The organism is Diaphorobacter sp. LI3 (assembly GCF_022807955.1).
In the GTDB taxonomy this organism is placed as follows: Bacteria; Pseudomonadota; Gammaproteobacteria; order Burkholderiales; family Burkholderiaceae_C; genus Diaphorobacter; species Diaphorobacter nitroreducens.
This window is the reverse complement of record NZ_CP094346.1, coordinates 206,223-230,088: the sequence shown is the minus strand read 5'-3', so window position 1 is coordinate 230,088 and position 23,866 is coordinate 206,223. Positions and strand designations below refer to the sequence as shown.

Annotated in this window: 26 protein-coding genes; 5 read left to right on the top strand and 21 right to left on the bottom strand. The window is 68.8% G+C overall.

The genetic code is table 11. From position 1 onward, the window contains the following. Positions 1-47: 47 nt before the first annotated feature. The 7 genes from MRB47_RS01060 to radA form a co-directional block, all read right to left on the bottom strand. Positions 48-1,022, bottom strand: coding sequence for a glycosyltransferase (locus MRB47_RS01060; RefSeq protein WP_252101663.1), 975 nt, complete (start codon positions 1,020-1,022; stop codon positions 48-50). A 12-nt stretch (positions 1,023-1,034) separates the two neighbouring features. Next, on the bottom strand, positions 1,035-2,318 hold the full coding sequence (locus MRB47_RS01055; protein WP_142085357.1) for an O-antigen ligase family protein: 1,284 nt from the start codon (positions 2,316-2,318) through the stop codon (positions 1,035-1,037). Then, positions 2,315-3,130: a glycosyltransferase family 2 protein gene (locus MRB47_RS01050; protein WP_252101662.1), complete on the bottom strand. Its 816-nt coding sequence runs from the start codon at positions 3,128-3,130 to the stop codon at positions 2,315-2,317. The genes MRB47_RS01055 and MRB47_RS01050 overlap by 4 nt, the downstream gene beginning before the upstream one ends. Positions 3,131-3,145: 15 nt before the next feature. Continuing rightward, complete coding sequence (locus MRB47_RS01045; RefSeq protein WP_252101661.1) at positions 3,146-3,352, bottom strand: zinc-finger domain-containing protein; 207 nt, start codon at positions 3,350-3,352, stop codon at positions 3,146-3,148. 2 nt (positions 3,353-3,354) lie between these two features. Further along, complete coding sequence (locus MRB47_RS01040) at positions 3,355-4,305, bottom strand: branched-chain amino acid transaminase (protein ID WP_252101660.1); 951 nt, start codon at positions 4,303-4,305, stop codon at positions 3,355-3,357. A gap of 46 nt (positions 4,306-4,351) precedes the next feature. Continuing rightward, positions 4,352-4,792, bottom strand: coding sequence for a hypothetical protein (locus MRB47_RS01035; RefSeq protein ID WP_047350206.1), 441 nt, complete (start codon positions 4,790-4,792; stop codon positions 4,352-4,354). A 69-nt stretch (positions 4,793-4,861) separates the two neighbouring features. After that, positions 4,862-6,244 (bottom strand): DNA repair protein RadA, encoded by a 1,383-nt coding sequence (gene radA, locus MRB47_RS01030; protein ID WP_011803649.1) that lies wholly within the window; start codon positions 6,242-6,244, stop codon positions 4,862-4,864. Positions 6,245-6,353: 109 nt separating this feature from the next. Between radA and MRB47_RS01025 the strand changes: the two genes are divergently transcribed. Both MRB47_RS01025 and MRB47_RS01020 read left to right on the top strand, forming a co-directional pair. After that, positions 6,354-6,536 (top strand): hypothetical protein, encoded by a 183-nt coding sequence (locus MRB47_RS01025; RefSeq protein WP_012655300.1) that lies wholly within the window; start codon positions 6,354-6,356, stop codon positions 6,534-6,536. Positions 6,537-6,684: 148 nt separating this feature from the next. Continuing rightward, positions 6,685-7,299, top strand: coding sequence for a glutathione S-transferase family protein (locus MRB47_RS01020; RefSeq protein ID WP_252101659.1), 615 nt, complete (start codon positions 6,685-6,687; stop codon positions 7,297-7,299). A gap of 104 nt (positions 7,300-7,403) precedes the next feature. Here the strand turns inward: MRB47_RS01020 and MRB47_RS01015 are convergent, their stop codons facing one another. From MRB47_RS01015 to alr, 3 genes are all read right to left on the bottom strand, one after another. Next, entirely contained in the window at positions 7,404-8,423 is a 1,020-nt protein-coding gene (locus tag MRB47_RS01015; protein ID WP_103736850.1) for a cytochrome-c peroxidase, read from the bottom strand. A 238-nt stretch (positions 8,424-8,661) separates the two neighbouring features. Continuing rightward, complete coding sequence (locus tag MRB47_RS01010; protein WP_252101658.1) at positions 8,662-9,495, bottom strand: hypothetical protein; 834 nt, start codon at positions 9,493-9,495, stop codon at positions 8,662-8,664. Positions 9,496-9,503: 8 nt separating this feature from the next. Next, positions 9,504-10,601 carry an alanine racemase gene (alr, locus tag MRB47_RS01005; protein ID WP_252101657.1) on the bottom strand — a complete coding sequence of 366 codons (1,098 nt, stop codon included), beginning with the start codon at positions 10,599-10,601 and terminating at the stop codon, positions 9,504-9,506. 140 nt (positions 10,602-10,741) lie between these two features. Between alr and lplT the strand changes: the two genes are divergently transcribed. The 3 genes from lplT to MRB47_RS00990 all read left to right on the top strand — a co-directional run bounded on the left by lplT (position 10,742) and on the right by MRB47_RS00990 (position 13,593). After that, positions 10,742-12,019 (top strand): lysophospholipid transporter LplT, encoded by a 1,278-nt coding sequence (gene lplT / locus MRB47_RS01000; RefSeq protein ID WP_011803644.1) that lies wholly within the window; start codon positions 10,742-10,744, stop codon positions 12,017-12,019. A 150-nt stretch (positions 12,020-12,169) separates the two neighbouring features. Further along, positions 12,170-13,111 carry a DMT family transporter gene (locus MRB47_RS00995; RefSeq protein WP_103736853.1) on the top strand — a complete coding sequence of 314 codons (942 nt, stop codon included), beginning with the start codon at positions 12,170-12,172 and terminating at the stop codon, positions 13,109-13,111. Beyond that, positions 13,108-13,593: a glutathione peroxidase gene (locus MRB47_RS00990; RefSeq protein ID WP_252101656.1), complete on the top strand. Its 486-nt coding sequence runs from the start codon at positions 13,108-13,110 to the stop codon at positions 13,591-13,593. Before MRB47_RS00995 ends, MRB47_RS00990 begins: the two co-directional genes overlap by 4 nt. Before the next feature lie 266 nt (positions 13,594-13,859). On the opposite strand, the gene MRB47_RS00985 is transcribed toward MRB47_RS00990, so the two are convergent. From MRB47_RS00985 to MRB47_RS00935, 11 genes are all read right to left on the bottom strand, one after another. Beyond that, positions 13,860-14,588 (bottom strand): helix-turn-helix transcriptional regulator, encoded by a 729-nt coding sequence (locus MRB47_RS00985; RefSeq protein ID WP_252101655.1) that lies wholly within the window; start codon positions 14,586-14,588, stop codon positions 13,860-13,862. A 77-nt stretch (positions 14,589-14,665) separates the two neighbouring features. Next, on the bottom strand, positions 14,666-15,136 hold the full coding sequence (locus tag MRB47_RS00980) for a GyrI-like domain-containing protein (protein ID WP_012655292.1): 471 nt from the start codon (positions 15,134-15,136) through the stop codon (positions 14,666-14,668). Between the two features lie 92 nt (positions 15,137-15,228). Further along, entirely contained in the window at positions 15,229-15,618 is a 390-nt protein-coding gene (locus MRB47_RS00975; RefSeq protein ID WP_252101654.1) for a VOC family protein, read from the bottom strand. Between the two features lie 99 nt (positions 15,619-15,717). After that, positions 15,718-16,587 (bottom strand): ProQ/FINO family protein, encoded by an 870-nt coding sequence (locus MRB47_RS00970; protein WP_252101653.1) that lies wholly within the window; start codon positions 16,585-16,587, stop codon positions 15,718-15,720. A 61-nt stretch (positions 16,588-16,648) separates the two neighbouring features. Beyond that, positions 16,649-17,887, bottom strand: coding sequence for a glycolate oxidase subunit GlcF (gene glcF, locus MRB47_RS00965; RefSeq protein WP_088887896.1), 1,239 nt, complete (start codon positions 17,885-17,887; stop codon positions 16,649-16,651). A gap of 25 nt (positions 17,888-17,912) precedes the next feature. Further along, on the bottom strand, positions 17,913-18,710 hold the full coding sequence (locus tag MRB47_RS00960; RefSeq protein ID WP_123675321.1) for a YoaK family protein: 798 nt from the start codon (positions 18,708-18,710) through the stop codon (positions 17,913-17,915). A gap of 270 nt (positions 18,711-18,980) precedes the next feature. Then, positions 18,981-20,090: a glycolate oxidase subunit GlcE gene (gene glcE, locus MRB47_RS00955; protein WP_252101652.1), complete on the bottom strand. Its 1,110-nt coding sequence runs from the start codon at positions 20,088-20,090 to the stop codon at positions 18,981-18,983. Positions 20,091-20,193: 103 nt separating this feature from the next. Continuing rightward, positions 20,194-21,144 carry an SMP-30/gluconolactonase/LRE family protein gene (locus MRB47_RS00950; protein ID WP_252101651.1) on the bottom strand — a complete coding sequence of 317 codons (951 nt, stop codon included), beginning with the start codon at positions 21,142-21,144 and terminating at the stop codon, positions 20,194-20,196. 139 nt (positions 21,145-21,283) lie between these two features. Further along, a complete protein-coding gene (locus MRB47_RS00945; RefSeq protein WP_252101650.1) occupies positions 21,284-22,711 on the bottom strand; it encodes an ammonium transporter in 1,428 nt (475 codons plus the stop codon). A gap of 46 nt (positions 22,712-22,757) precedes the next feature. Continuing rightward, positions 22,758-23,096, bottom strand: coding sequence for a P-II family nitrogen regulator (gene glnK, locus MRB47_RS00940; protein WP_011803632.1), 339 nt, complete (start codon positions 23,094-23,096; stop codon positions 22,758-22,760). A gap of 20 nt (positions 23,097-23,116) precedes the next feature. Beyond that, positions 23,117-23,848 (bottom strand): TorF family putative porin, encoded by a 732-nt coding sequence (locus MRB47_RS00935; RefSeq protein ID WP_172205344.1) that lies wholly within the window; start codon positions 23,846-23,848, stop codon positions 23,117-23,119. Between the last annotated feature and the right edge of the window lie 18 nt (positions 23,849-23,866).

Sequence of the window (23,866 nt, the reverse complement as noted above, 5' to 3'; positions counted from 1 at the left end):
GGTGGCGTCCCCTGGGGGGAAGGCGCCGCAAGCGACTCAGGGATGCCTCACTGCCTCCAGGGCAGTTCGCGCGCCGGGCCCTGGATCATGGGTGGCTGGGCGTTGAGGGTTTCGCCCGCCAGCACCCGCTCGTACATGCGCAGGTAGTTGCGCGCCATGCGCTCGGCGCCAAAGTGCTCCACCACATGCTGGTGGCAGGCGCGCGGGTCAAAGCGGTTGCCCCGCACCGCCTCGGCCAGCACCGACGCCTGGTCTGACAGCACGCCGCAGTGCACGGGCACCAGCTCGGGCAAGGCGCCGTAGGGGGTGGAAAACACGGGGCAGCCGAAGTACAGGCTTTCGATCACTGCCAGCCCGAACGGCTCGTGCCAGCGCACCGGAAAGATCAGCCCGCGCGAGGCGTTGAGCAGGCCCGTCTTCTGCGTGCCACCCACCATGCCGTGGAAGTGGATCTTGCGCGACAGCGTCCAGCGAAAGCCCCGCTTGAAGTTGATGCGGTTGCCGCCCAGCACGTCCAGCTCCACCCCGGCCATCTTGGCCACCTTGATGGCGCCGCGCACGTTCTTCACGCCCCAGGCCGCCTTGCCCAGGAAGTGGTAATGCGAGCGTGGGCGGTCAAAGTCCACCGGGCCATAACCAGCCCAGTCCAGCCCGTTGTAGACGAACTCGCTGGAGCCATAGCGCGCCGCGTGATCACGCGACAGGAACACCGTGTTGCGCGGCAGCGGCTTGGGCTTGCGCGCGTTGCCGTGCTCGGTCACCAGGTAGGGCTTGGACAGCTCGGAGCGAGGGTTGAACTGAAAGTGCGTGATGTCCACGTCGGCCGGGATCTGCCCCTCCCACGGCTCGTCCGGCCGGATGGGCAGCACCTGGCCGAAGTCGCAGGTCGAGCCCACGGGCACCAGATAGCTCACGCGGTGGCCCTGCTGCACCAGCGTCTTGCCCAGGTCCCAGATCACGCGCTCGGTGCCGCCATAGCCATACACCGGGATGGGAGAGTTGTTGACCAGCAGGATGTGCATGGCAGAGGTCTTTCAGGAAAGAGAGGCGGCTTGCCCGGGCGTTTGCAGCCGCAGGCGCTCGCGGCCTTGCAGGATGGCCAGCACCAGCATGCCCATGAACAGGTAGAACATGGTGCCGCTGTTGTGCCCCAAAAACACCTGGGTGGTACCAAAGCCCATATACGACACGGGCAGCAGCACCCCGATCATGCGCAGGCACAGCCCTTCAGTATCGAGCACGCCCGCAGCACCCGGGAACACGCGCCGCCGCGTGGGCCAGAACAGCACCAGCGGCACCCCATAAAAAACCAGCAAGACCACCACGCCGGGGATGCCGCGCTTGGCAAAGATGTCCAGCAGCTCGTTATGGGCGTGGCTGAACTGCAAAACAATCGGGTGGGTCTCTCCTGCGTCTACCCGGCGCTGCTTCTCGGCTTCATAGCCGTAGCGTCCCCAGCCGGTCCAGGGTCGATCCAGCCCCATGCGCCAGGCCAGGCCCCAGTGCGCCAGGCGCTGACCGACCGAACTGGCCGCGTCGCCCCGCGACTCGTACTGTGTGATCTCCTGCCGCGCCTCATCCACGCGCAGGCGCACCTCGTTGGCCTTGAAGGCCATCAGGCCCACAGCCCCCAACACAACCAGCACGGCACCGACAATGGCCCTGCGGGGCTGGCCGGAGCGCCCCTGGAGCCAGACGCACAACAGCAGCGCCATGGGCAACACCACCCAGCCCCCGCGCGACTCGGACAGCAGCGATCCGTCCAGGCCCAGCAGAATGCCCACCGCCCAGCCCGCGCGTTGCCAGGGCTTCCAGCGGTCCCACAGCACCAGCAGCGCCACCGAGCACATCAACCCCAGCAGCAGGCTGAGCCCGCCGTACTGGATCGCATTGGTAAAGCCGTTGGCGCGTGGCAGGTGCAGCACCAGGGCCTGGTACAGGCCGATCAGGCCCGCCCCGCAGGCGCCCACCGCGATACCGGCCCAGAGCCAGCGCACCCGCGGGGGATAGGCCAGCACGTACAGCAGGCACGGCAGCGCCAACAGGTACTTGGCAGGCCGGTCCAGGTTGGACCAGCTGCCCTGGGCCGGGTCAAAGTCCAGCGCCCAGACCGTGCCCATCGCCACGATGGAGCCAAAAAGCAGCCAGGCATCGCGCCCTGGCCGACGCCGCAGCCACACCCCGGCGGTGGCCAGGCTGCACAACAGCAGCACCACCGCTCCCCAGGAGTAGCCCGAGCGCACCCACAGGGCCAAGCCCGGCACCATGAACGCTGCCACGCCCGACAGGCGCACAAAAAGATCGTCAGCTTTGGTCAACGGCGCACGCTCTCACTCAGTTGCTGGTGGTCGTACTCCAGGGCGGCATACCGGAAGAACGCCTCCAGCGCCACAAACAGGCAATACAAAAAACCGGCCCCGCCACACAGGAACCCCAGACGGAACACATACAGGCGCAGGAACATGCTGGTGCCCGAGGCCAGGCCGCGCACCACCCCGCCCTTCTTGCCCGTCGCGGCCCGCTTGGCAGCGCCGAGCATCGCGTACTGCGTGAGCTTTTCCAGGCTGCCGCGCACGGTGGTGCGCGAGTAGTGCAGCAGCCGCGCTTCGATCAGGCAGCGCGGCACGGCGCCACCGCCCGGAGGTGGCAACAGTTCGGCCTGCTCGTGCACCACGCCCGTGAACTCGCGGACCATGGCGCGCACGAACAGGCGCTCGATCTGCGATTGCGAGCGAAAGTACTTGAGTTCGTGCCCGTAGGCCACCATGCGCCAGCGGATGGTCCACACGGCCTGCGCGCCAGAGCGCACGATGGCCTGCAACTCCTGCGCAAACGCCGGTGTCATCACCTCGTCGGCATCCAGGAAGAAGATGTAGTCACCCCGCGCATGGGCCAGCAGCCGGTTGCGCTGCACGGCAAAGCCCTTCCAGTCGGGGTAGCTGTGGACCTCCGCGCCCAGGCGCTGGGCAATGGCCACGGTGTCGTCCGTGCTGCCGCTGTCCACCACCAGCAACTGGTCGGCAAACGCGGCGCTTTGCAGGCAGGCTTCGATGCGGTGCGCCTCGTTGAGGGTCAGCACCGCCACGGTCAACGTGGGCGGCGCCGATGCGCCGCCGGTTGCAACTGGCATCAACCCATCCACCGGTCAGTGGCCAGCGTGCACATGCTCTCCGGCCTTCAGCCGGTACACCGTGCCGCAATAGGGGCACTTGCCCTCGCCGTGGTGGGCCACATCCAGGTACACCTTGGGATGGCTGTTCCACAGCTTCATGCCGGCCTTGGGATTGGGGCAGAACACGGCCCCTTGGGCGTTCAGGTCCTTGGCCAGAACTTCTACAACTGCTTGGGACATGATCAAACCTTGGTGAGCCAGTGGGCGTATTGGGGATTGCGGCCGTTGACGATGTCAAAGAACGCGGTCTGGATTTTTTCGGTGATGGGGCCACGGCTGCCCACGTAGCTGCCCTTGCCCAGCTCAATGCGGTCCAGCTCGCGGATGGGCGTGACTTCGGCCGCCGTGCCGGTGAAAAAGGCTTCGTCGGCGATGTACACCTCGTCGCGCGTGATGCGCTTTTGCACGATCTCCAGGCCCAGGTCCTTGGCGATGTGGAAGATGGTGTTGCGGGTGATGCCGTTCAGAGCCCCGGCCGACAGGTCGGGCGTGTAGATCACGCCGTTCTTGACCACAAAGATGTTCTCGCCCGCGCCTTCAGACACGAAGCCGGAGCTGTCCAGCAGCAGCGCTTCGTCGTAGCCCTCGTCGGTGGCTTCCATGTTGGCCAGGATGGAGTTGGTGTAGTTGCTCACCGCCTTGGCCTGCGTCATGGTGATGTTGACGTGGTGGCGCGTGTAACTGCTGGTCTTGACGCGGATGCCGCGCTTCATGCCCTCTTCACCCAGGTAGGCACCCCAGGCCCAGGCGGCCACCATCAGGTGGATGGTGTTGCCCTTGGGGCTGACGCCCAGCTTCTTGTCGCCCACCCAGGTCAGGGGGCGGATGTAGCCGGATTCGAGCTTGTTCTCGCGGATCACGGCCTTTTGCGCCTCATTGACCTCTTCCTGGCTGAACGGGATCTTCATGCGCAGGATCTTGGCGCTGTTGAACAGGCGCTCAGTGTGCTCCTGCAGACGGAAGATCGCCGGGCCGTTGACGGTGTTGTAGGCACGCACGCCTTCAAAAGCGCCGCAGCCGTAGTGCAGCGTATGGGTCAGCACATGGATCTTGGCGTCGCGCCAATCCACCATCTGGCCATCCATCCAGATCTTGCCGTCACGGTCGGCCATGGAGGGAACAACGGGGCTCATGGAGATCCTTTTCGAGAGAACTGCGTGGGTCGCAAAGCGGGCAATTCTACGATTCGTCCGCCGGGTTGGCGGCAGCAGTCGGGCCGGCGTCCTCCTGCGGGGCGGGTCGCACCAACTCCCAGCGCACCAGGCGGCCGTTGACAAACTCGCAGGTCACGTGCGACTGCGTGCCGTCGGTCCAGCGGTAGAGCTCGGGCTGCTGGCCGTCCGCCGACAGCTGCTGGCCCAGCGCGCGCGTCATGGCGACCACGTGCAGCAGGTTCACACCGGCTTTCAGCTTGGCATTGAGCATTACCGCGCTGCCCACGTAGCCGATCGGGTGGTTACGCGCCTTCTGCATCACGTTCATGAGCCGCGTGTAATGCAGCAGCCCCCACATGACCAGCCCTCCGCTCACGGTGAGGATGCCCTGCGGGCCATAGGCGCGGTAGGCGGCGATGACCAGGACGACGATGCCCGCCGGGATCAATATCTTGCGCAGATTCATGGTCGCATTGTCCTACGCAGCACCACCAGCGCCGCTGTGGAAGCTGCGTAGCCCCTGCGACACGACGCGTCAGTCCAGCCCGCGCACGGCAGTCATGGCCTCGTCCACGCGCTCCACTGCGTGGATCTCCAGCCCGGCGATCGGCTTCTTGGGCGCATTGGCTTTGGGCACCACGGCCACCGTGAAGCCCAGTTTGGCGGCTTCCTTCAGGCGCTCCTGGCCACGCGGCGCGGGACGCACCTCGCCAGCCAGGCCCACCTCGCCAAACGCGATGAAGCCCTTGGGCAACGCCTTGCCGCGCAGGCTGCTGGTGATGGCCAGCATCACGGCCAGGTCGGCCGCGGGTTCGCTGATGCGCACGCCCCCTACGGCATTGACGAATACGTCCTGGTCGGCGCAGGCCACGCCCGCGTGGCGGTGCAGCACGGCCAGCAGCATGGCCAGGCGGTCGCGCTCCAGCCCCACCGACAGGCGCCGCGGGCTGGGCCCCCCGCCGTCCACCAGCGCCTGGATCTCCACCAGCATCGGCCGCGTGCCCTCCAGCGTGACCAGCACGCAGCTGCCGGGCACCGGCTCGCTGTGCTGGCTCAAGAAAATGGCACTAGGGTTCGCCACACCTTTGAGGCCCTTCTCGGTCATGGCGAACACGCCGATCTCGTTCACGGCGCCAAAGCGGTTCTTGATGGCGCGCACCAGACGGAAGCTGCTGTGCGTGTCGCCCTCGAAGTACAGCACCGTGTCCACCATGTGCTCCAGCACGCGCGGGCCGGCCAGCGCACCTTCCTTGGTCACGTGGCCCACCAAGATGACGGCGATGCCCGTGGCCTTGGCCATGCGCGTGAGGTGGGCTGCGCACTCGCGCACCTGGGCCACCGAGCCCGGTGCGCTGGTGAGCTGGTCGGAATAGACGGTCTGGATGGAGTCGATCACGCACACCGCGGGCTGCGTGGCCTCCACGGTGGCGAGGATTTTTTCGAGTTGGATCTCGGCCAACACGTTCACCTGGCTCGCATCCAGCCCCAGCCGGCGCGAACGCAACGCCACCTGGGCGCCGCTCTCCTCGCCCGTCACGTACAGCGTGGGCAGGCCCGCGCGCTGCAGCGCGTCCATCGCCTGCAAGAGCAGCGTGGACTTGCCGATGCCCGGGTCGCCGCCGATGAGCACCACTCCGCCCTCGACCACGCCACCGCCCAGCACGCGGTCCAGTTCCTCGATGCCGCTCGCCGTGCGCGCCACCTCGGTCGCCTCGATGGCGGCCAGCGGCATCACCGCCTGCGCCTGGGCCAGGCCCGCGTACTGGCCGGCCCCGCTCAGGCGGTTCTTGCCCGGTCCAGCGTCGGGCACGGATTCGATCAGGGTGTTCCACGCACCGCAGGAAGGGCATTTGCCCAGCCAGCGCGGACTGGTGCCACCGCATTCGGTGCAGGAGAAGATGGTTTTTTCTTTGGCCATGGTGGCAGGACGCAACGTAGGCCGGCGGTGGGCCGGCGCGGGGGATCTGTCCTATCCTAACGGGCAGTGCCGCCCCGCCGGGCGAACACCGACTCCGGAAGGACCCGCCATGCCCCTGCCGACACTTCGCCCCCTGGCCGCGCCGCTGCTGACCGCCTGCGCACTGGCGCTGGCCGCTTGCGACAAGAAGCCCGCCGATCCGCCGCACCTGCCCTCGGTACCCGCCGTGCCCAAGCCCTCGGCGCCCGCCGCGCCCCTGCCCGGCGCGCAGCCGGCCAGCGTGGGCTCCTGAGTTTCCTGGCGCATCAAATAAAGGAGCTGTCAGCGCTTGCCACAAGCCACACTCAGGTACTTATTGCATCGAAATGGCCTGGGATTGAGCGCAAGCCGCTCCTCTTTTTATAGATACGATCATCCATCCTCCATCACGCCCGCCGTCCATGACCTCTCTCACCCTCTACTTCACCCCCGGTACCTGCGCACAGGCCGTGCGTATTGCGCTGGAGGAAGCGCAAGCACCCTATACCCTGGTCCGCGTGGACTTCGCCAGCCAACAGCAGCGCTCGCCCGAGTACCTCGCGGTCAATCCCAAGGGCCGCGTGCCCGCACTGGTGACCGAGCACGGAACGCTCACCGAGACCCCCGCCCTGCTGGCCTACGTGGCGCAGCGCTTCGCGGATGCGCGCCTGGCGCCCGCAGACCCCTTCGGCTTCGCGCGCATGCAGGAATTCCACAGCTACCTGGCCTCCACCGTGCACATCGCCCACGCCCACCGCCCGCGCGCCAGCCGCTGGGCCGACGAGCCCGAGGCCCAGGCCGCCATGCAGCGCAAGGTGCCCGCCAACATGACCGAGTGCTTCACGCTGATCGAGCGCCACTACCTGGGCGACGGCCCGTGGGTGCTGGGCGAGCAGTACTCGGTGGCCGACGGCTACCTCTTCACCGTTGCGGGCTGGCTCAAGAGCGACGGCGTGGATATCGCGCAGTTTCCCAAGGTGCACGCGCACTCCCAGCGCATGGCGCAGCGCCCCGCGGTGCAGCGCGCCCTGGCCTGACGCCCAGGCGGGCATACCCGCCCCCCAAAAAAAGCCGGCGCCCCTTGCGAGGCCCCGGCCTGTAAAGGCCCGCAAGCGGGCCGGCTTTCATCCGTGACGGCGCATCAGTCGAAGGGCTGGGGGCGCTTGGTCGCATCGCTGGAGGGCGGCAGGATCGGCAGGGCGATCTGCGGCTGATCGCCCGTGAGCGTCTTGAGGAAGGCCACGATGTCGGCGTTCTCCTGCGCGGTGAACTTCTTGCCCAACTGGATGCGGCCCATGGTGTCCACGGCCTCGGCCAGCGTGTCGGCAGCGCCGTCGTGGAAGTAGGGGTAGGTCAGTTCCACGTTGCGCAGCGTGGGCACCTTGAAGTTGAAGCGCTCGGCATCGTTGCCCGTGACGGCGGAGCGGCCCTCGGCCGGGTTGTCCGTCTTGTATGCCTCCACCAGGCCCATCTTCTGGAAGGAGTTGCCGCCCAGGTTGGGGCCGTTGTGGCAGGCCACGCAGCCGCTGGTCTTGAAGAGCTGGTAGCCGCGCAGTTCCTGCGCCGTGATGGCCTTCTTGTCGCCCTTGAGCCATTGGTCGAAGCGCGCGTTGGGAGTCACCAGCGTTTCCTCGAACGCGGCGATGGCGGCCGTCACCTCGTCGATGGTGAGCTTGTCATGCCCGAAGACCCGCTTGAACTCCGCCACGTACTGGGGAATGGAGCGCAGCATGTCTACCGCGAGGTCATGCGAGAAGGCCATCTCGCCCGGGTTGGCGATGGGGCCGCCCGCCTGCTCTTTCAGGTCCTTCGCGCGGCCGTCCCAGAACTGGGCCAGGTTGAGACTGGAGTTCAACACCGTGGGCGAGTTGATCGGGCCTTTCTGCCATTTGTCGCCGATGGAGGTCTTGAGGTTGTCCGAGCCCCCCATGCTCAGGTTGTGGCACGAGTTGCACGAGATGAAGCCCGAGCGCGACAGGCGCGGATCGAACCACAGCTTCTTGCCCAGCGTGACCTGGGCGGGGTTGGTCACCTTGTGGGGCGCGATGGGCTGCACGGGCTCCTGTGCGCCGGCGCTGCCCATGGACAGCAGGGCCGCAGCCGAGACGATGCCCAGGAAGAACCGCGCGGCGGGACGGGAGGAGGGGGACTGGCTTTGCATAGGGGACTCCACTTCTTGTTCAGCGAACGTTCAAAGCGCTGCACGCCCGAGCACCCGGGGCGCCCCTGCGGGCCGCACAGCAGGTGTTCGCTGTGAGAGTCATTCTTCGGGAAGACCCTGAGTAATGGCTTGATGCAAAACAAAGCCAAAAACATTTTCAGCAAAATGGTCTTTCAGCAACCCAGCGCCCATCACCAAGGCATGACGCGGGGGCCGCAGGGCCCCGCCAGAGGCAAGGTCAACGGCCCCGCAGCAGTTGCACCGCGTGTGGCAGCGAGCGCGCCTGCGGCAGCCAATGGTCCAGCGCCGCGCCCAGGGCCACCGCGCACAGCAGGGCGCCAAGCAAGGGCTTGCCCGTCAGGCGCCAGGCCGCGCCAAGCCAGCCCGCGCGCTCCGCGCCCATCAGCGCCCGTGCCGAGGCCACGGAGAACGCCAGTTCGACGGCCACGGCCAGCAGCACCTCGCTGCCAAAGTACAGCCACGCCAGCGCACCCGCACCCCCCAGCAGCGCCACGCCCACAACGAAGATCGCCACCACCGGCACGACCACCACGGCGGCTTCGTCGGCGCTTCCCGCGGCCTCCAGCGCGCCCGAGGCCGCGTCGCCCAGATCACCGCCCCATCCGGTGCCGCCAGCGCCATCTGCGACCGGCGCTTCCCACTGCCCAGTCGCGCCCGCCCCGCCAAAGTCGCCGCCACCGCCGTGCAAGGGTGGCGCGGGGCCCTGCGGCCCCGGGCCGGCGGGCCAGCCCGCATCGGGTAGCAGGTCCAGCCCGTCGGGCGCATCGCCCGCATCGCTGCGCCGGCGCAGCAGCCATGCGGCCCACAGGCGCAGCACCAATAGATAGACCCCATATCCCACGCCCAGCGTGACCAGGTAGCGCAGCGCCAGCGACGGCACGCCCAGCGCCATCTGCGCATGGGACACCGCCCACATCACACCCAGGATCAGACTGCCGATGCACCAGCCGTGCAGCCGCAGGGCATGGCGCTGGCGCAGGCCCTCCTGCAGCCGCTGCGGCAGGCGCATGCCGCGCCACGAGGCGCCCGTGCGGCCGCGGACCCGGACCATGGAGGGAATCAGTCCTGCACCACCACGGGCACGCGCGGTGCCAGCGCGCACATCAGCTCGTAGCCGATGGTGCCGCCCGCTTGCGCTACCTCGTCGATAGGCAGCACGGCGCCGTTGGCGGCGCGGCCCCAGAGCGTGACCTCGGCCCCCAGCCCCGCGCCGGGCACGGGCGTGAGGTCCACGGCCAGCATGTCCATGCTCACGCGCCCGATGGTGCGCGTGCGCACCCCGTTCACCAGCACGGGCGTGCCGGTATCGCAGTGGCGTGGATAGCCGTCGGCATAGCCGCAGGCCACGATGCCGATGCCCAGCGGCCCCTGCGCCGTGAAGCGCGAGCCGTAGCCCACGGTGTCGCCCGCCTGCAGCTGCTGCACGCCGATGATGCGCGAAGCCAGCGTCATGGTGGGCTGCAGGTCCCAGTCGGCCGCGCGGCGCTCGGGATGGTCAGGCGCGCTGCCGTACAGCACGATGCCCGCGCGCACCCAGTCCAGCCGCACCTGCGCATCACCGCCGTGGCGCAGCAGCGCGGCGCTGTTGGCGATGCAGCGCTCGCCCGGCAGGTCCTGCGTGGCGGTCTGGAACGCCTGCACCTGGTGCGCGATGCCGCGCGGGCCGTCGGCGTCGCTGAAGTGTGTCATGCACGAGATTTCGTCCACCTGGGGCAGCGCGTTCAGGCGCGCCCAGGCGCTGCGGTAGCGCTCGGGCGTGAAGCCCAGGCGGTTCATGCCGGAGTTCATCTTGAGGAACACGCGGTGCGGCACCTGCGTCTTGTGCGCGGCCAGCCAGTCGATCTGCGCATCGCAGTGCACGGCATGCCACAGGCCCATGCGCGAGCACAGCTCCAGGTCGCGCGGCTCGAACACGCCCTCCAGCAGCAGGACCGGGCCGCGCCAGCCGAGAGCGCGCACGCGCTCGGCCTCGGCCAGGTCCAGCAAAGCGAAACCGTCGGCGGCGCGCAGGCCTTCGAACACGCGCTCGATCCCGTGGCCGTAGGCGTTGGCCTTGACCACCGCCCACACGCGCGCATCGGGCGCGGCACGGCGCGCGCGCTCCAGGTTGTGGTGCACGGCTGCGGGGTGGATGGTCGCAAGAATGGGGCGCGGCATGGGGGTGTTTCTACGGACTGGACGGGGGCCATTCTGGCACTGGGCGCGCAGGGTCGCGTGATATAACCGCCCGTCGCTCCTCGGAGTGTTTCGAATTTTCACAGGCCATCATTCCCGCTGATGGAGCCACCAGCCACCCGATGAAGCGCGGTTTCTACACCATCATGTCGGCGCAGTTTTTCAGCTCGCTGGCCGACAACGCATTGTTCGTGACCGCGGTGGAACTGCTGCGTACGAGCGGCGCGCCGGAGTGGCAGCGCGCGGCGCTGGTGCCCATGTTCGCGCTGTTCTACGTGGTGCTGGCGCCGTGGGTGGGCGCATTCGCCGACTCCATGCCCAAGGGGCGGGTGATGTTCATCAGCAATGCCATCAAGGTGGTGGGCTGCCTGATGATGCTGTTCGGCCACCACCCGCTGCTGGCCTACGCCGTGGTGGGCCTCGGTGCGGCGGCGTATTCGCCGGCCAAGTACGGCATCCTCACCGAGCTACTGCCCGCGTCGCAGCTGGTCAAGGCCAACGGCTGGATCGAGGGGTTGACCATCGCCTCCATCATCCTGGGCGTGCTCGTGGGCGGCCAATTGGTCGCACCCCACATCGCCAGCCATCTGCTGGCGTTGGACATGCCGGGCATCGATCTAGGCATCGACCTCGCGGCCGAGGCCGCCATCCTGGCGCTGGTGCCGGTGTACATGCTGGCAGCGTGGTTCAACCTGCGCATCCCGCACACCGGCGTGGAGATGCGCCCCCTGCCGCCCAACCCGCTGGCACTGCTGCCCGACTTCTGGACCTGCAACGGGCGCCTGTGGCGCGACAAGCTCGGGCAGATCTCGCTGTCCACCACCACGCTGTTCTGGGGGGTGTCGGGCAACCTGCGCTACATCGTGCTGGCCTGGAGCGCCGCGGCCCTGGGCTACAGCACCACGCAGGCCTCGGCCCTCGTGGGCGTGGTGGCCATCGGCACGGCCGCGGGCGCGGTGGCGGCGTCCCTGCACATGCGCCTGGACATGGCCACGCGCGTGATCCCGATGGGCATCGCCATGGGCCTGCTGGTGATCCTGATGAATGTCATCAGCAACATCTGGCTGGCCATTCCGTTCCTGATCCTGCTGGGCGGGCTGGGCGGCTTCCTGGTCGTGCCCATGAACGCGCTGCTACAGCACCGGGGCCACAACCTCATGGGCGCGGGCCGCTCGATCGCCGTGCAGAACTTCAACGAACAGGCCGCCATCCTCGGCATGGGGGCGTTCTACAGCCTGTCCACCAAGTTCGGGCTGTCGGCCTTCGGTGCCATCACGGCCTTCGGCATGCTGGTGGCGGGCGTGATGTGGCTGATCGGCCGCTGGCACGCGCACAACGTGCGCAGCCATCCCGAGGAAGTGGAGCACCTGCTCTCCATCGCCCGGCACGACCACCACTGAACCGGCGCGTGGGGCTACCCCGCGCAGCCCCACGCGCCCGCCGTCGCGCCGGCAAAATGCGCCGCGAAGGCTGGGCGTCTTCGCGCCTTCACCACTCTGTTTTTGATAGCTACTTGCGCTTAACAGTTAAGCGCTACGGCCACTTTTTGCATGCAATCTCCGCTTCCCGCCCTGGCCTTGCTGTTCAACGCCTTCATCTGGGGACTGTCCTGGTGGCCGTTCCGGCAGATGCACGGCGCGGGACTGCACCCGCTGTGGGCCACGGCGCTCATGTATGGGGCCATCCTCCTTGTGCTGCTGGCGCTGCGGCCGGGCATTTCCGCGCAGCTGCGGCAGCACAAGGCCCTGTGGTTGCTGGCGCTGTGCTCGGGCCTGAACAACGTGGCCTTCAACTGGGCCATCACCATTGGCGACGTGGTCCGCGTGATCCTGCTGTTCTATCTGATGCCGGCCTGGAGCGTGCTGCTGGCCTGGCGCTTCCTGGGCGAGCGGCCCACGCCGCAGGCGCTGGCGCGGCTGCTGCTGGCCTTCAGCGGCGTGCTGCTGGTGCTGTGGCCCGCCGAGGGCGGCCTGCCGCGCCTGCTCGCCGCCCTGACGCTGGCCGATCTGCTCGCGATCCTCGGCGGCTTCACGTTTGCCGTGACCAACGTCACCCTGCGCCGCCTGCACGCCGTCCCGGGCCAGGCGCGCATGGTCGCCATGTTCGGCGGCTGCATGCTCATGGCGCTGCTGGCGGCCCAGCTGGGCCGATCCCTGGGCCTGGTGCCGCCCTTTCCACCGCTGAACGCCACCTGGGCCTGGGTGGCGGCGCTTCTGGCGGTCGTGCTGCTGATCGGCAACTGGGCGCTGCAATTTGGCGCCGCGCGCCTGGCGGCAGGGACGACGGCGATCATCATGCTGTCGGAGGTGGTGTTCGCCAGCGGCTCCTCGACCCTGCTGGGCGCTGCACAGCTGACGGGCGGGACCCTCGCCGGCGGCGCGCTGATCCTGCTGGCGGCCGGCTGGTCGGTCTGGCGGCCGCGGGTGCATGCAGCAGGCACACCCCGCGCCCCCAGTGATAAGGTGACGGACACACGACCGGAGGCCCCATGACCACTGTGTATGACTTCGACGCGACACGCATCGACGGCGCACCCCAGCCACTGAGCGACTTCCGCGGTCAGGTGCTGCTCATCGTCAACACCGCCAGCGCCTGCGGCTTCACGCCGCAGTTCACCGGCTTGCAGGCGCTGCACGAACGTTATGGGCCGCGCGGGCTGGTAGTGCTCGGCTTTCCGTGCAACCAGTTCGGCCACCAGGACCCGGGCAGCAACGACGCCATCGCGGGCTTTTGCCAGCGCAACTATGGAGTGCAGTTTCCCATGATGTCCAAGATCGACGTCAACGGCAGCGACGCGCACCCGCTGTACCGCTGGCTCACCGGCGAAGCGCCCGGCGTGCTGGGCACCAAGGCGATCAAGTGGAACTTCACCAAGTTCCTGGTCGGCCGGGACGGTCAGGTGATCCGCCGCTACGCGCCGCAGGAGGCTCCCGAGAAGCTCACGGTCGACATCGAGGCAGCGCTGGCGGCCTGAGGCCAAGCGGTTTTCACAAGCGGTCCGGCGCGACATACACGCTCCACAAAGGCCGCGGCAAGTACAGCCCCGATACCGGCCTCCGGGCCTGCCAAGACCAGCCAAGGCAGCAAGCGGGCTACGGCCCGCGGCTCTCACCGTGCCATGCTGCGTGGGTACGCCGTGGGGGGACAGGTTTGCAGCGCGCGCAGGCCCGGCGCTGGACTGCGGCCGGCGGTCAGGACGGCCCATGGCAATCCATTCCCGCAGCGGAGGAGCAAAAAAGGTCAGGAGGAGAACGCGGCGCCGTCCAGCCCCTCGGCCGGGCAGTGACGCATCCGGGCCTCGACCTGGCGCAGCAGGTCGGCCAGGGTCTTGCCGGGTTCCTGGCGGAAGCGCTCTTCCAGCACCTCAAAGGCCGCGATGCGGTCGATGCGAAAGCCCCGGAAGTCATCGCGCAGCTCGCACCAGGCCGACAGCGTCCACACCTTGCCCCAGTAGAAGCAGCCCAGCGGCCGCACGCGCCGCAGGCTGGGCCGGCCCTGCACGTCGGCGTAGTCAAGCCGCACCACGTGGCAGGACTGCACGGCCTCGCGCAGCGCCTGCAGCGCGGCCTGGGCGCGCGTATCCAGCCCCGAGCCCGGCGCGTAGAGCGCTTGCGCCTCGGCCGCCGCGCGCGCGGCGGGCGGCAGCACCGAGAGGATCTTGCCAAGCGCACCCTCGATCTCGCGCGCCATGCCGCCATCGACCCAGGTCTGCGCAAGCCGCGCGGCGGCCACGAGGGCGTTGGCCTCGCCCTGGCTGAACATCAGCGGCGGCAGCTCGAAGCCCGCGCCCAGGCGGTAGCCCACGCCGGCCTCGCCTTCAATGGGTATCCCCTGGTGCTGCAGGTCGGCCACGTCGCGGTAAATGGTGCGCAGCGACACTTCCAGCCGCCCCGCGAGAAAGGCGGCCGTGGACAGACGCCGGCCCCGGATGAGCTGGGCGATCTGGAACAGGCGGTCGGCACGGCGCATGGAATCTCAGGCCACGGAAGGAATGGTCCGCATGGTACGGTGCCGGGTGCCAGGCAGGACAGCGCCCGGGCCTGCACTCAGAGCAGCACGCCGATGTGCAGGGCGACGCACTCCGGCCCCTCGTAGCATTCGAAGTCGGTGTCGAAGCGGCGCCGCACCTCGGGATGTTCCTCGAAGTAGCGCCATGCGGCGGCCCAGGCGTCGAGCACCATCTGCGGCATGGGCCCCTCGCAGTGGAACACCAGATAGCTGCCCGGCTGCACCTCGATGCGGGCCGCGCCCACCGGCGGATCGGCCTGCACGGCGGCCGACACGCCGGCCGTCACGTCGAAGGCGCCATGCTGATCGGACTCATAGGCACTGTAGACGCCGTAGAGGCGCCCGTCGGCCCCGGGCCCGGGCAACTGGCGCGCCCAGCTTTCGGTGAAGAACTGGTCCCACAGTGCGCCTATGCGCGCCCGTTCGGGCTGGGCCTCGTCTCGGTTGCAGGTGCGCACGGCAACGCCCGCCACGCTGAACGCCGGCACCTGGACGGTGATTGGGGTCATGGAAATCTCTCCTCAACGGAATCCAAGAACGCGCCGATGCTGCCGCCACCCTGCTGACAACGGGGTGTCAGCAGGCTGTGCGAGCCGGCGCCTCAGCGCGCCATGGCGTGCAGGCCGATGGTGTTGCCCTCGGTATCGCGCACGTGGGCGATGTACCCCATGGCCTGGGGCAGCTGCGTGCAGGCATCCACGACCTGGCCACCGGCAGGCACTACACGGGCCAAAGCCGCCTCCACGCTGGGCTCGCAGTCCAGGTAGATGCGCACGCCCGCGTCAGGCGCCGCGCGGCGCTGCGGGCCCGCCACCAGGCAGCCGCCCGTCGCGGGATCGTCCTTGGAGAACAGGGCCATGGGTTCGCTGCCGAAGTCTTCGCGGCGCATGGGCCGGTCCAGCATGCGCTCGTAAAAGGACTGCGCACGGCCGAGATCGGCGCACGGAATCTCGAACCAGTTGATGGCCTGGCTGGATGAGGGGATGGTCATGGAGGGGCTCCTTGAAAGCATGTTGCGAAGGCCTCCATGCTGCGGGGAAGCTGCTGACAGCGTCGTGTCAGCAGCCTGTCACCACCCCTCGCGCCGCGCTCAGGCGCCCGGTGCGCGGCGCTGCCGTGCCCGCTCGAGCATCTGCGCAGCCTGCCGAGCGGGCAGGCCGTACATGTCGGCAAAGGCCTCGGGGGTCTGGCCGCTGGCCTCGAAGGCACGCAGCAGCGCCTCGGCCTTGGCATCGCGCTCGGCCACCTCGGCAAAGGCTTCATCGAGCAGGGCGTTGGCCTTCTCGTCGCGGCCGCGCACCAGCGCGTCATAGGCCTCGCGCGTGAGGCCGCTGGCCTCGAACGCCTGGGCAATGCGCCGGCGCAGCTTGGCCGTCAGATCCTCGCCGTCCTGCGGCTTGCGCCGGCGGAACACCTCCAGCAGCGCGTGGTGCACATGCTCGGGCGCCATGTCCTCCACGGGCTGGCCCTGCAGGTCGTGCCGCTTCATGCCCTGGGCCACGGCATTCAGGTAGCGCGTGGAACGTGTGTGGATGGACAGGGCGAGCTTGAGCGCGTCCTTGTCGATGGCTTCGCCATGCGCGGCCAGCAGGTCCTGGAAGATGCCGCGCTTGAGCGGCAGGAACTGCGCACCGAACAAGTGCGGATACCAGCCCGCCAACTGCTCCAGCAGCGGGTGCGTACGGCGGGGTGCACCCGCCGCGGGGCCGCCCTTGGCGCCGGCCTGGGGCGCATCGCCTGCGGCCTGCGCTCCCGGCTCACGCCGCCCCCCCGCGCGGCCACGGCCGCCGCGGCGATTGGCCCTGGGCGCGCGTGCGGCGCCGCTGTCAGCGGCAGGTGCCGGGCTGGCCGACGCGGGGCTCTCCGGTGTCGCATGGCCTTCGGCCGCGGGGACCGCAGCGGCGGTGGATGGCACGCCTTCGTCGTGGATCGGAGCGGGTGCGTTCACGGTGTCGTTCATGGCTCGAAAGCGCGCGGCCGGGCCCCGAAAGCCCGCCCCGCGCGGCGGTCAAAACCCGCCATCATGCCAGCAATGCAGCGTCCAGCACCTCCACCCAGTGCTTCACGGGAATGCCCGTGCCGCTTTGCAGGTGGGTGATGCAGCCCATGTTGGCCGAGAGGATGGCCGCAGGCGGCTGCTCGGTGAAGGCCTCGCCCAGCGCGCCCAGCTTGCGGTCGCGCAGCTGGTACGACAGTTCCGGGTTGAGCACCGAGTAGGTGCCGGCCGAGCCGCAGCACAGGTGCGACTCGGTGCGCGCCACGCGCAGCTCGAAGCCCAGCGCCGCCAGGTGCCGCTCCACGCCGCCGCGCAGCTTCTGCCCGTGCTGCAGGGTGCAGGGCGGGTGGTAGGCCAGCGGGGCCGCGGGAGGCTGGATGCGCCCGCGCAGACGCTCTACCAGATCGGGCAGCAGTTCCGACAGATCGCGCGTGAGGGCGCTCACCCGCGCTGCCTTCTCGGCGTATTGCGCGTCGTTGCGCAGCAGGTGGCCGTATTCCTTGACGGTGACGCCGCAGCCCGAGGCATTCATGACGATGGCCTCCACCTCGCCGCGTTCCACATAGGGCCACCAGGCGTCGATGTTGGCGCGCATCTGGGCGAGGCCCCCTTCCTGATCGTTCAGGTGGAACTTGACCGCGCCGCAGCAGCCCGCCTCGCGCGCCACCACGGTCTGTATGCCTGCAGCATCCAGCACGCGCGCCGTGGCATTGTTGATGTTGGGCGCCATGGACGGCTGCACGCAGCCCTCCAGCAGCAGCACCTTGCGCGCATGGCTGCGCGTGGGCCAGGCGCCCGCGTCCTGGCGCGGCGGCACCTTCGCGCGCAGGCGCTCGGGCAGCAGGCCGCGCACGGCCTGGCCCACCTTCATTGCCGGGGCAAAGAGCGGCGATGGCAAGCCTTCCTTGAGCATCCAGCGGGCCGCCGCCTCGCCACGCGGGCGCGGCACTTTTTCCTCGACGATGCGCCGGCCGATGTCCACCAGATGCCCGTACTGCACGCCACTCGGGCAGGTGCTCTCGCAGTTGCGGCAGGTCAGGCACCGGTCCAGGTGCAACTGCGTCTTGCGCGTGGGCTCGGCCCCTTCCAGCACCTGCTTGATGAGGTAGATGCGCCCGCGCGGTCCGTCCAGCTCATCGCCCAGCAACTGGTAGGTGGGGCAGGTGGCAGTGCAAAAGCCGCAGTGCACGCATTTGCGCAGGATGGCCTCGGCCTCCTGCCCTTCGGGCGTGCCCTGGTACTGGGGTGCGAGCTGGGTCTGCATGGTGTGTCGTGGAGATCGTGGAGGGTTAGCGGCGCGCGGGGGCGTCTTCGGCGGGTGCGGGGGCGCAGCGCGCGCGCCACAGCTGGGCCAGGCGCTGGCGATCGGCGGCGAGGGGGGGCAGCGACAGCGCCAGCAGGATGGACGCCAGCGGCACCACCCAGATGAAGCCCACGTACTTGAAGCCCGCCGCGCCGACCACGCCGCCGGCGGTGAACATGCCCAGCAGGCTGGCGAACATGCGCAGGCGCGTCTTGTTGGCATGCACCTGCGACTCGCGCGGCGTGCCGCTGCGGTTCCAGTACAGGGCCTTGCCCATCTCGATGCCGAGGTCGGTGACGATGCCCGTCATGTGCGTGGTGCGGATCTGGGCCGAGGACATCTTGGTCACCACCGCGTTCTGCAGCCCCATGATGTAGGCCAGCAGCAGCACCGTGAGGGGCACGGCGAACGGCGTACGCCAGCCCAGCGTGATGGCCCCCATCAGGCCGAACAACAGCATCAGCACCGCCTCCAGCAAGAGCGGCAGCGCAAAGCCGCTGCGCAGGTGCTGGTGGCGCGCCCAATTGACGAGGATCGCCGTGGAGCCCGCGCCCGACATGAACGCCCACAGCGTGCCGATGGCGCTGAGCACCAGCGTCATGTTGCCCAGCACCAGGTTGTCGGCCACCAGCGAAAGGAAGCCCGTCATGTGCGAGGTGTACATGTGCACGACCAGAAAGCCCCCCGCGTTGATCGCTCCCGCGTTGAACGCCAGCAGCAGGCCCAGCGTGCGGTTGGTGACCGTGGTGCGGTGCCGCCCGGTCAGGTGGCGCAGCAGGCGCATGGCTAGGGCCTGTTCACACTATTTTTGCCAGTGCGAATGGCGTGAAAACCGCGCCAATCTAGGCGCGTGACGACGCCAAGGCCGGGGCCTTGGCTAGGAGGGCAACGACGAATGGCGCGGTTTTCACTCCGTTCCCTCCGGGTTGCGATCAAAAAGGGCCATTCGCGGCGTTGCCAAGCCTCGCTGGGGTAGCACCCCAGCTTCGTTTGGCGCCTTGCGCCTGGCCCTTTTTGATCGCAACGCATCTGGCAAAAATAGTGTGAACAGGCCCTAGACGAGGCGCCCGGGGTTGAAGATGCCGGCCGGGTCGAACGCCTGCTTGAGCCGCTGGTGGATCGCAGCGAGCGCCGCAGAATTTGCATCAAAAACGGCTCTAGCGCTTATCCCATCTGCGCTAGCAGCTATGAATAGAGAAGCACTACCCCCCACCTCGGCGGCCAGTTCATGCAGTGCATCGCCGTGCTGCGGCAGCGCCTGCACCCAGCGCAGACCGCCGTGCCACTCCACCAGCGGGGGCGCCACGCCCGCGGGTAATGCCAGCACGGGCGCGGTCTGGGGAACCGACAGGCGCCACAGCGCATGGTCCGCCGCGCGCGCGGCGAACCAGGGCAGGCGCTGGTCGCGGCAAGCCTGCCAGTCGTTAGGCACGGTGGGAGCGTCTTGCAACTCACCTCCCATGCTGCGGCAGGCGGCCTGCACCGCCGCCTGCGCGCCACGCAGGCGCACGTAGAGCTGGCCGCGGCCCGCATCCTCGACCCAGCAGCTGGCGTTGAGCGGCAGCGGCTGGCCGCCCCAGGCGTTGAGGCGGCGCAGCGCCTCGGCCTGGTCGCAGTCAAAGCGCAGCGTGGCCTCCGCCGGCGGCACCGGCAGCACCTTCAGGCTGACCTCGGTGATCACGCCGAGCTGCCCCCAGGCCCCGGCCATGAGGCGCGAGACGTCATAGCCCGCCACGTTCTTCATCACCTGGCCGCCAAAGCGCAGCAGCTCGCCGCGCCCGTTGATGATCTCCACGCCCAGCACGTAGTCGCGCACCGCACCCACGCTGGCGCGCGCCGGGCCCGACAGGCCGGCCGCCACCATGCCCCCTACGGTGCCGCCTTCGGCAAAGCGTGGCGGCTCGAACGGCAGGCTCTGGCCATGGCGCGCGAGCAGCGCCTCCAGCTCCGCCAGCGGCGTGCCGGCCAGCGCGGTCACCACCAGTTCGCTGGGCTCGTAGCTCACGATGCCGGCCAGGGGCCGCATGTCCAGCGGCTCGCCGGCATGCTGCGGCGCGCCCGGGCCATGGAAGTCTTTGGTGCCTCCGCCGCAGATGCGCACGGCGCTGCGGCGGTCTGCGCTGTCGCGCACGCGGTCGATGATCTGGCGAAGGGCTGCGTCCATCCGGCGATGGTACTGCCCTGCCCTTTCGGGCGGCCGTGGCGCAGGTTTGATTTTTTTGAACGCGCGGCGTGAATGGCGCTGGCAGCCATGCGCGCCGCAGGGGTCAAGGCTGGCCGATCTCGCACCAGGCCACGGGCAACCCCGCCACGGCCACGCGGGTGGACAGCACCTGCCCCGACTGGGGCCAGCGCGCCAGCTCATCGGCACTGCGGCCCTTGCGTGCAGAGGTGACGAACAGCGTGTGCCCGTCCGGCCCACCGACGCAGGGCATGGTGGGGCAGGACAGCGGCGTGGGCAGCTCGGCCAGAACCTCGCCGCGCGGCGACAAGCGCAGCACACGCGCGCCCTCGTACAGCGCGCACCAGTAGGCGCCTTCGGCATCCACAGCGGCACCGTCCGGGCGGCCGCCATAGGGGACTGCCTCATCGCGCGCCGCAAAGCGGTGCAACACACGCGGCGCCCCGATGGGCTCCAACTGCGCGTTGCAGTCCCAGGCGTGGATGGTGTGCGAGGGCGTGTCGCTCCAATACAGCGTGCGCCCGTCCGGCGACCAGGCCAGGCCGTTGGCGGTGGCCACGCCGTCCAGCATGCGGCGCACCGTGGGAGCATCGGGACCGCCCTGGTCCCCGCCGCGCAGGTCGATGCAGTACAGCGCAGCGACGGGCTGGCGCGGGCCCTGGGCTGGCTCATGCACCGTGCCCACCCACAGGCGCCCGAGCGCGTCGCACTTGCCGTCGTTGGCACGCTCGGTCGCCGGGTCGATGGGCAAGTGCGCCAGCGTGAGGAGCGGCCCGCCCCAGCGCGGCGCGTGGCAGATGCGGTCGCGCAGCGCCACCACTAGGCCTGCGGGTGTGCCCCCTTGGCGCGCCGGCGCGATGCAGCCGGGCTCGGCCGGCAGGGGCCAGCATTGCGCATCGCTCCCGTGCACGCCGCTGCGCCACAGCGCGCGGCCAGCGATGTCCACCCAGTACAGACGGGACTCCAGGGGGTGCCAGAAGGGAGATTCGCCGAGTTGCGCGGGCGCGGCGGCCAGGGGCGTCCAGGCAGTGTTCATGCAGGCATTATTGGCCGCGGGCCTGCGCGCCGCCCAAAGAAAAGGCCCGCCAAGGGCGGGCCCAAAAAAGGGACAGGGAGTTGCTCGCTTGTCATCGGGGGCGCCGCGCCACCACGCGGCGCCCGCCGTTCAACGCCGCTCAGCGGTGGTAGGCCGTCTCGCCGTGGGAGGTGATGTCCAGGCCCTCGCGCTCGGCTTCCTCGCTCACGCGCAGGCCCACCAGCAGGTCGGCGACCTTGTAGGCGATGAAGGACACCACGCCCGACCACACGATGGTGAACAGCACGCTCTTGACCTGCACCCACACCTGCGCGCCCATGCTGAAGGTGTCGGGCGTCAGGCCGCCGGTGCCGCCCAGGCCCTGGGCCGCGAACACGCCGGTGAGGATGGCGCCCACGATGCCGCCCACGCCATGCACGCCGAACACGTCGAAGGCGTCGTCCACGTTCAGCATCTTCTTCAGGCCACCCACGCCCCACAGGCAGACCAGGCCGGCGATCAGGCCGATCGCGATGGAGCCCATGGGACCCACGAAGCCCGCGGCGGGCGTGACCGCCACCAGGCCGGCCACGGCGCCCGAGGCCGCGCCCAGCATGGAAGCCTTGCCCTTGTGCAGCGCTTCGCCGGCAATCCACGACAGCGTGGCAGCCGAAGTGGCCAGCACGGTGTTCACGAAGGCCAGACCGGCAGCAGCGTTGGCGGCACCGGCAGAGCCGGCGTTGAAGCCGAACCAGCCCACCCACAGCAGCGAGGCGCCCACCATGGTCAGCGTCAGGCTGTGCGGGGTGAAGGCCTCTTTGCCGAAGCCGATGCGCTTGCCCACCATGTAGGCACCCACCAGGCCCGCGATACCGGCATTGATGTGCACCACGGTGCCGCCCGCAAAATCGAGCGCGCCGTCGGCCGCCAGCAGGCCGCCACCCCACACGATGTGGGCCATGGGCACGTAGCTGAAGGTGAACCACAGCAGCGCGAAGATGAGCACGGCCGCAAAACGCATGCGTTCCGCAAAGGAGCCCACGATCAGCGCCACGGTGATGGCCGCGAACGTGCCCTGGAAGGCGATGAACACGTATTCGGGAATGGTCGCCAGCGCACCAAAGGTTTCCTGGCTCACGCCCTTCAGGAAAAGCTTGGACAGGTCGCCCACGAATTGGCCCTCGCCGGAGAACGCGAGGCTGTAGCCATAGATGGACCACAGCAGCGACACCAGGGCAAAGATCACGAACACCTGCATCAGCACGGACAGCATGTTCTTGGTGCGGCCCAGCCCCCCGTAGAACAGGGCCAGGCCCGGGATGATCATCAGGATCACGAGCAGCGTGGAGGTCAGCATCCAGGCGGTGTCGCCCGAGTCCACCTTGGGCGCGGCGGGCGCCGCTGCCGCGGGTGCGGGTGCGGGTGCCGCAGCAGGTGCTGCGACGGGCTCGGCAGCGGGCGCAGGCGCGGGGGCGACGGCCACGGGCTCCGAAGCCGCCGCGGCCGCGTCGGGTGTCTGGGCCAGCGCGCCGGCGCCACCGGCCAGCAGGCTTGCACCGATCAGTAGGGAAGCAAATAGTTTTTTCATGGCAGATCTCTGGGTCGGGAGGGACGAATGCCTGTGCGGCGCGCGCTCACAGGGCTTCCTGGCCGGTCTCGCCGGTGCGGATGCGCACCACCTGCTCCAGGTGCGCCACGAAGATCTTGCCGTCGCCGATCTTGCCGGTGCGGGCCGCGCCTTCGATGGCCTCGATGACGCGTTCCACCAGCTCGTCGGCCACGGCGGCCTCGATCTTCACCTTGGGCAGGAAGTCCACGACGTACTCGGCGCCGCGGTACAGCTCGGTATGGCCCTTCTGGCGGCCGAAGCCCTTCACCTCGGTCACGGTGATGCCCTGTACGCCGATGTCCGACAGGGACTCGCGCACCTCGTCGAGCTTGAAGGGTTTGATGATGGCGGTGACCATTTTCATGATCGGTTCCTTGTCGAGAGTTAAAGGGTCTTGGTGAGGGAGACGATCAGGCGGGCCTTGTTGGCATCGCCGAAGAAGCCCTTCTTGTTGGCTCCGGCAACCGCCGCGGACAATGACAGGCCGGCGCCGAAGTCGTAGGCGCCGCCCACGCTGTAGTCCACGTAATTGGGCACGCCCAGATCCTTGATGTCGCTGGCAAAGCGCGTGTAGCCCACGGACGCCTTCAGCGTGACGCTGGGCGCAACCTCCTGCGCAAACGCCAGGTTCAGGTAGCCCGTGTTGCGCCCGCGGTTGCTGGAGGTCTTGGCGCCCGCCCAGCCGAAGTAATCCTTGGACACGGTGTGCGAGTACTTGGCCGTGAACGGGCCGTACGTGGCCGCACCGTACAGCTCGGTGGTGTTGCCGCTGGTGTTGCCCGGGTACACATACGTGAGCGCGCCCACATCCAGGTCCACCTCACCGGCCTTGAATTTGTAGCCACCGTAGAAGTCGGCCTCGATGGAGTTGCCGGACAGCCAGTCCACGCTGGAGTTCCAGTTGCCCACGTAGAAGCCGCTGTCGCCAAAGCTGTAGTCGAACCCGCCCTGGATGGCCGGGTTCACGGCCTTGATGCGGTTCACGTCCTGGTCCTGGCCGCGGAACTTGTAGTTGCTGGTCAGCGACACATTGGCAGTGAGCTGGGCGCTGGCAAGGCCCGGTACGGCGACGGCCGCAAAAGCGAGGGCCAGGGTCTTGAGGGAAAAGCGGTGCATGGTTCCTCCAGTGTTGGG

What these genes read in the sequence shown, in the direction of transcription:
- MRB47_RS01060 (WP_252101663.1), bottom strand. Translation starts at nt 1,022, where the DNA reads ATGCACATCCTGCTGGTCAACAACTCTCCCATCCCGGTGTATGGCTAT.
- MRB47_RS01050 (WP_252101662.1), bottom strand. Translation starts at nt 3,130, where the DNA reads ATGCCAGTTGCAACCGGCGGCGCATCGGCGCCGCCCACGTTGACCGTG.
- MRB47_RS01045 (WP_252101661.1), bottom strand. Translation starts at nt 3,352, where the DNA reads ATGTCCCAAGCAGTTGTAGAAGTTCTGGCCAAGGACCTGAACGCCCAA.
- MRB47_RS01040 (WP_252101660.1), bottom strand. Translation starts at nt 4,305, where the DNA reads ATGAGCCCCGTTGTTCCCTCCATGGCCGACCGTGACGGCAAGATCTGG.
- MRB47_RS01035 (WP_047350206.1), bottom strand. Translation starts at nt 4,792, where the DNA reads ATGAATCTGCGCAAGATATTGATCCCGGCGGGCATCGTCGTCCTGGTC.
- radA (WP_011803649.1), bottom strand. Translation starts at nt 6,244, where the DNA reads ATGGCCAAAGAAAAAACCATCTTCTCCTGCACCGAATGCGGTGGCACC.
- MRB47_RS01025 (WP_012655300.1), top strand. Translation starts at nt 6,354, where the DNA reads ATGCCCCTGCCGACACTTCGCCCCCTGGCCGCGCCGCTGCTGACCGCC.
- MRB47_RS01020 (WP_252101659.1), top strand. Translation starts at nt 6,685, where the DNA reads ATGACCTCTCTCACCCTCTACTTCACCCCCGGTACCTGCGCACAGGCC.
- MRB47_RS01015 (WP_103736850.1), bottom strand. Translation starts at nt 8,423, where the DNA reads ATGCAAAGCCAGTCCCCCTCCTCCCGTCCCGCCGCGCGGTTCTTCCTG.
- MRB47_RS01010 (WP_252101658.1), bottom strand. Translation starts at nt 9,495, where the DNA reads ATGGTCCGGGTCCGCGGCCGCACGGGCGCCTCGTGGCGCGGCATGCGC.
- alr (WP_252101657.1), bottom strand. Translation starts at nt 10,601, where the DNA reads ATGCCGCGCCCCATTCTTGCGACCATCCACCCCGCAGCCGTGCACCAC.
- lplT (WP_011803644.1), top strand. Translation starts at nt 10,742, where the DNA reads ATGAAGCGCGGTTTCTACACCATCATGTCGGCGCAGTTTTTCAGCTCG.
- MRB47_RS00995 (WP_103736853.1), top strand. Translation starts at nt 12,170, where the DNA reads ATGCAATCTCCGCTTCCCGCCCTGGCCTTGCTGTTCAACGCCTTCATC.
- MRB47_RS00990 (WP_252101656.1), top strand. Translation starts at nt 13,108, where the DNA reads ATGACCACTGTGTATGACTTCGACGCGACACGCATCGACGGCGCACCC.
- MRB47_RS00985 (WP_252101655.1), bottom strand. Translation starts at nt 14,588, where the DNA reads ATGCGCCGTGCCGACCGCCTGTTCCAGATCGCCCAGCTCATCCGGGGC.
- MRB47_RS00980 (WP_012655292.1), bottom strand. Translation starts at nt 15,136, where the DNA reads ATGACCCCAATCACCGTCCAGGTGCCGGCGTTCAGCGTGGCGGGCGTT.
- MRB47_RS00975 (WP_252101654.1), bottom strand. Translation starts at nt 15,618, where the DNA reads ATGACCATCCCCTCATCCAGCCAGGCCATCAACTGGTTCGAGATTCCG.
- MRB47_RS00970 (WP_252101653.1), bottom strand. Translation starts at nt 16,587, where the DNA reads ATGAACGACACCGTGAACGCACCCGCTCCGATCCACGACGAAGGCGTG.
- glcF (WP_088887896.1), bottom strand. Translation starts at nt 17,887, where the DNA reads ATGCAGACCCAGCTCGCACCCCAGTACCAGGGCACGCCCGAAGGGCAG.
- MRB47_RS00960 (WP_123675321.1), bottom strand. Translation starts at nt 18,710, where the DNA reads ATGCGCCTGCTGCGCCACCTGACCGGGCGGCACCGCACCACGGTCACC.
- glcE (WP_252101652.1), bottom strand. Translation starts at nt 20,090, where the DNA reads ATGGACGCAGCCCTTCGCCAGATCATCGACCGCGTGCGCGACAGCGCA.
- MRB47_RS00950 (WP_252101651.1), bottom strand. Translation starts at nt 21,144, where the DNA reads ATGAACACTGCCTGGACGCCCCTGGCCGCCGCGCCCGCGCAACTCGGC.
- MRB47_RS00945 (WP_252101650.1), bottom strand. Translation starts at nt 22,711, where the DNA reads ATGAAAAAACTATTTGCTTCCCTACTGATCGGTGCAAGCCTGCTGGCC.
- glnK (WP_011803632.1), bottom strand. Translation starts at nt 23,096, where the DNA reads ATGAAAATGGTCACCGCCATCATCAAACCCTTCAAGCTCGACGAGGTG.
- MRB47_RS00935 (WP_172205344.1), bottom strand. Translation starts at nt 23,848, where the DNA reads ATGCACCGCTTTTCCCTCAAGACCCTGGCCCTCGCTTTTGCGGCCGTC.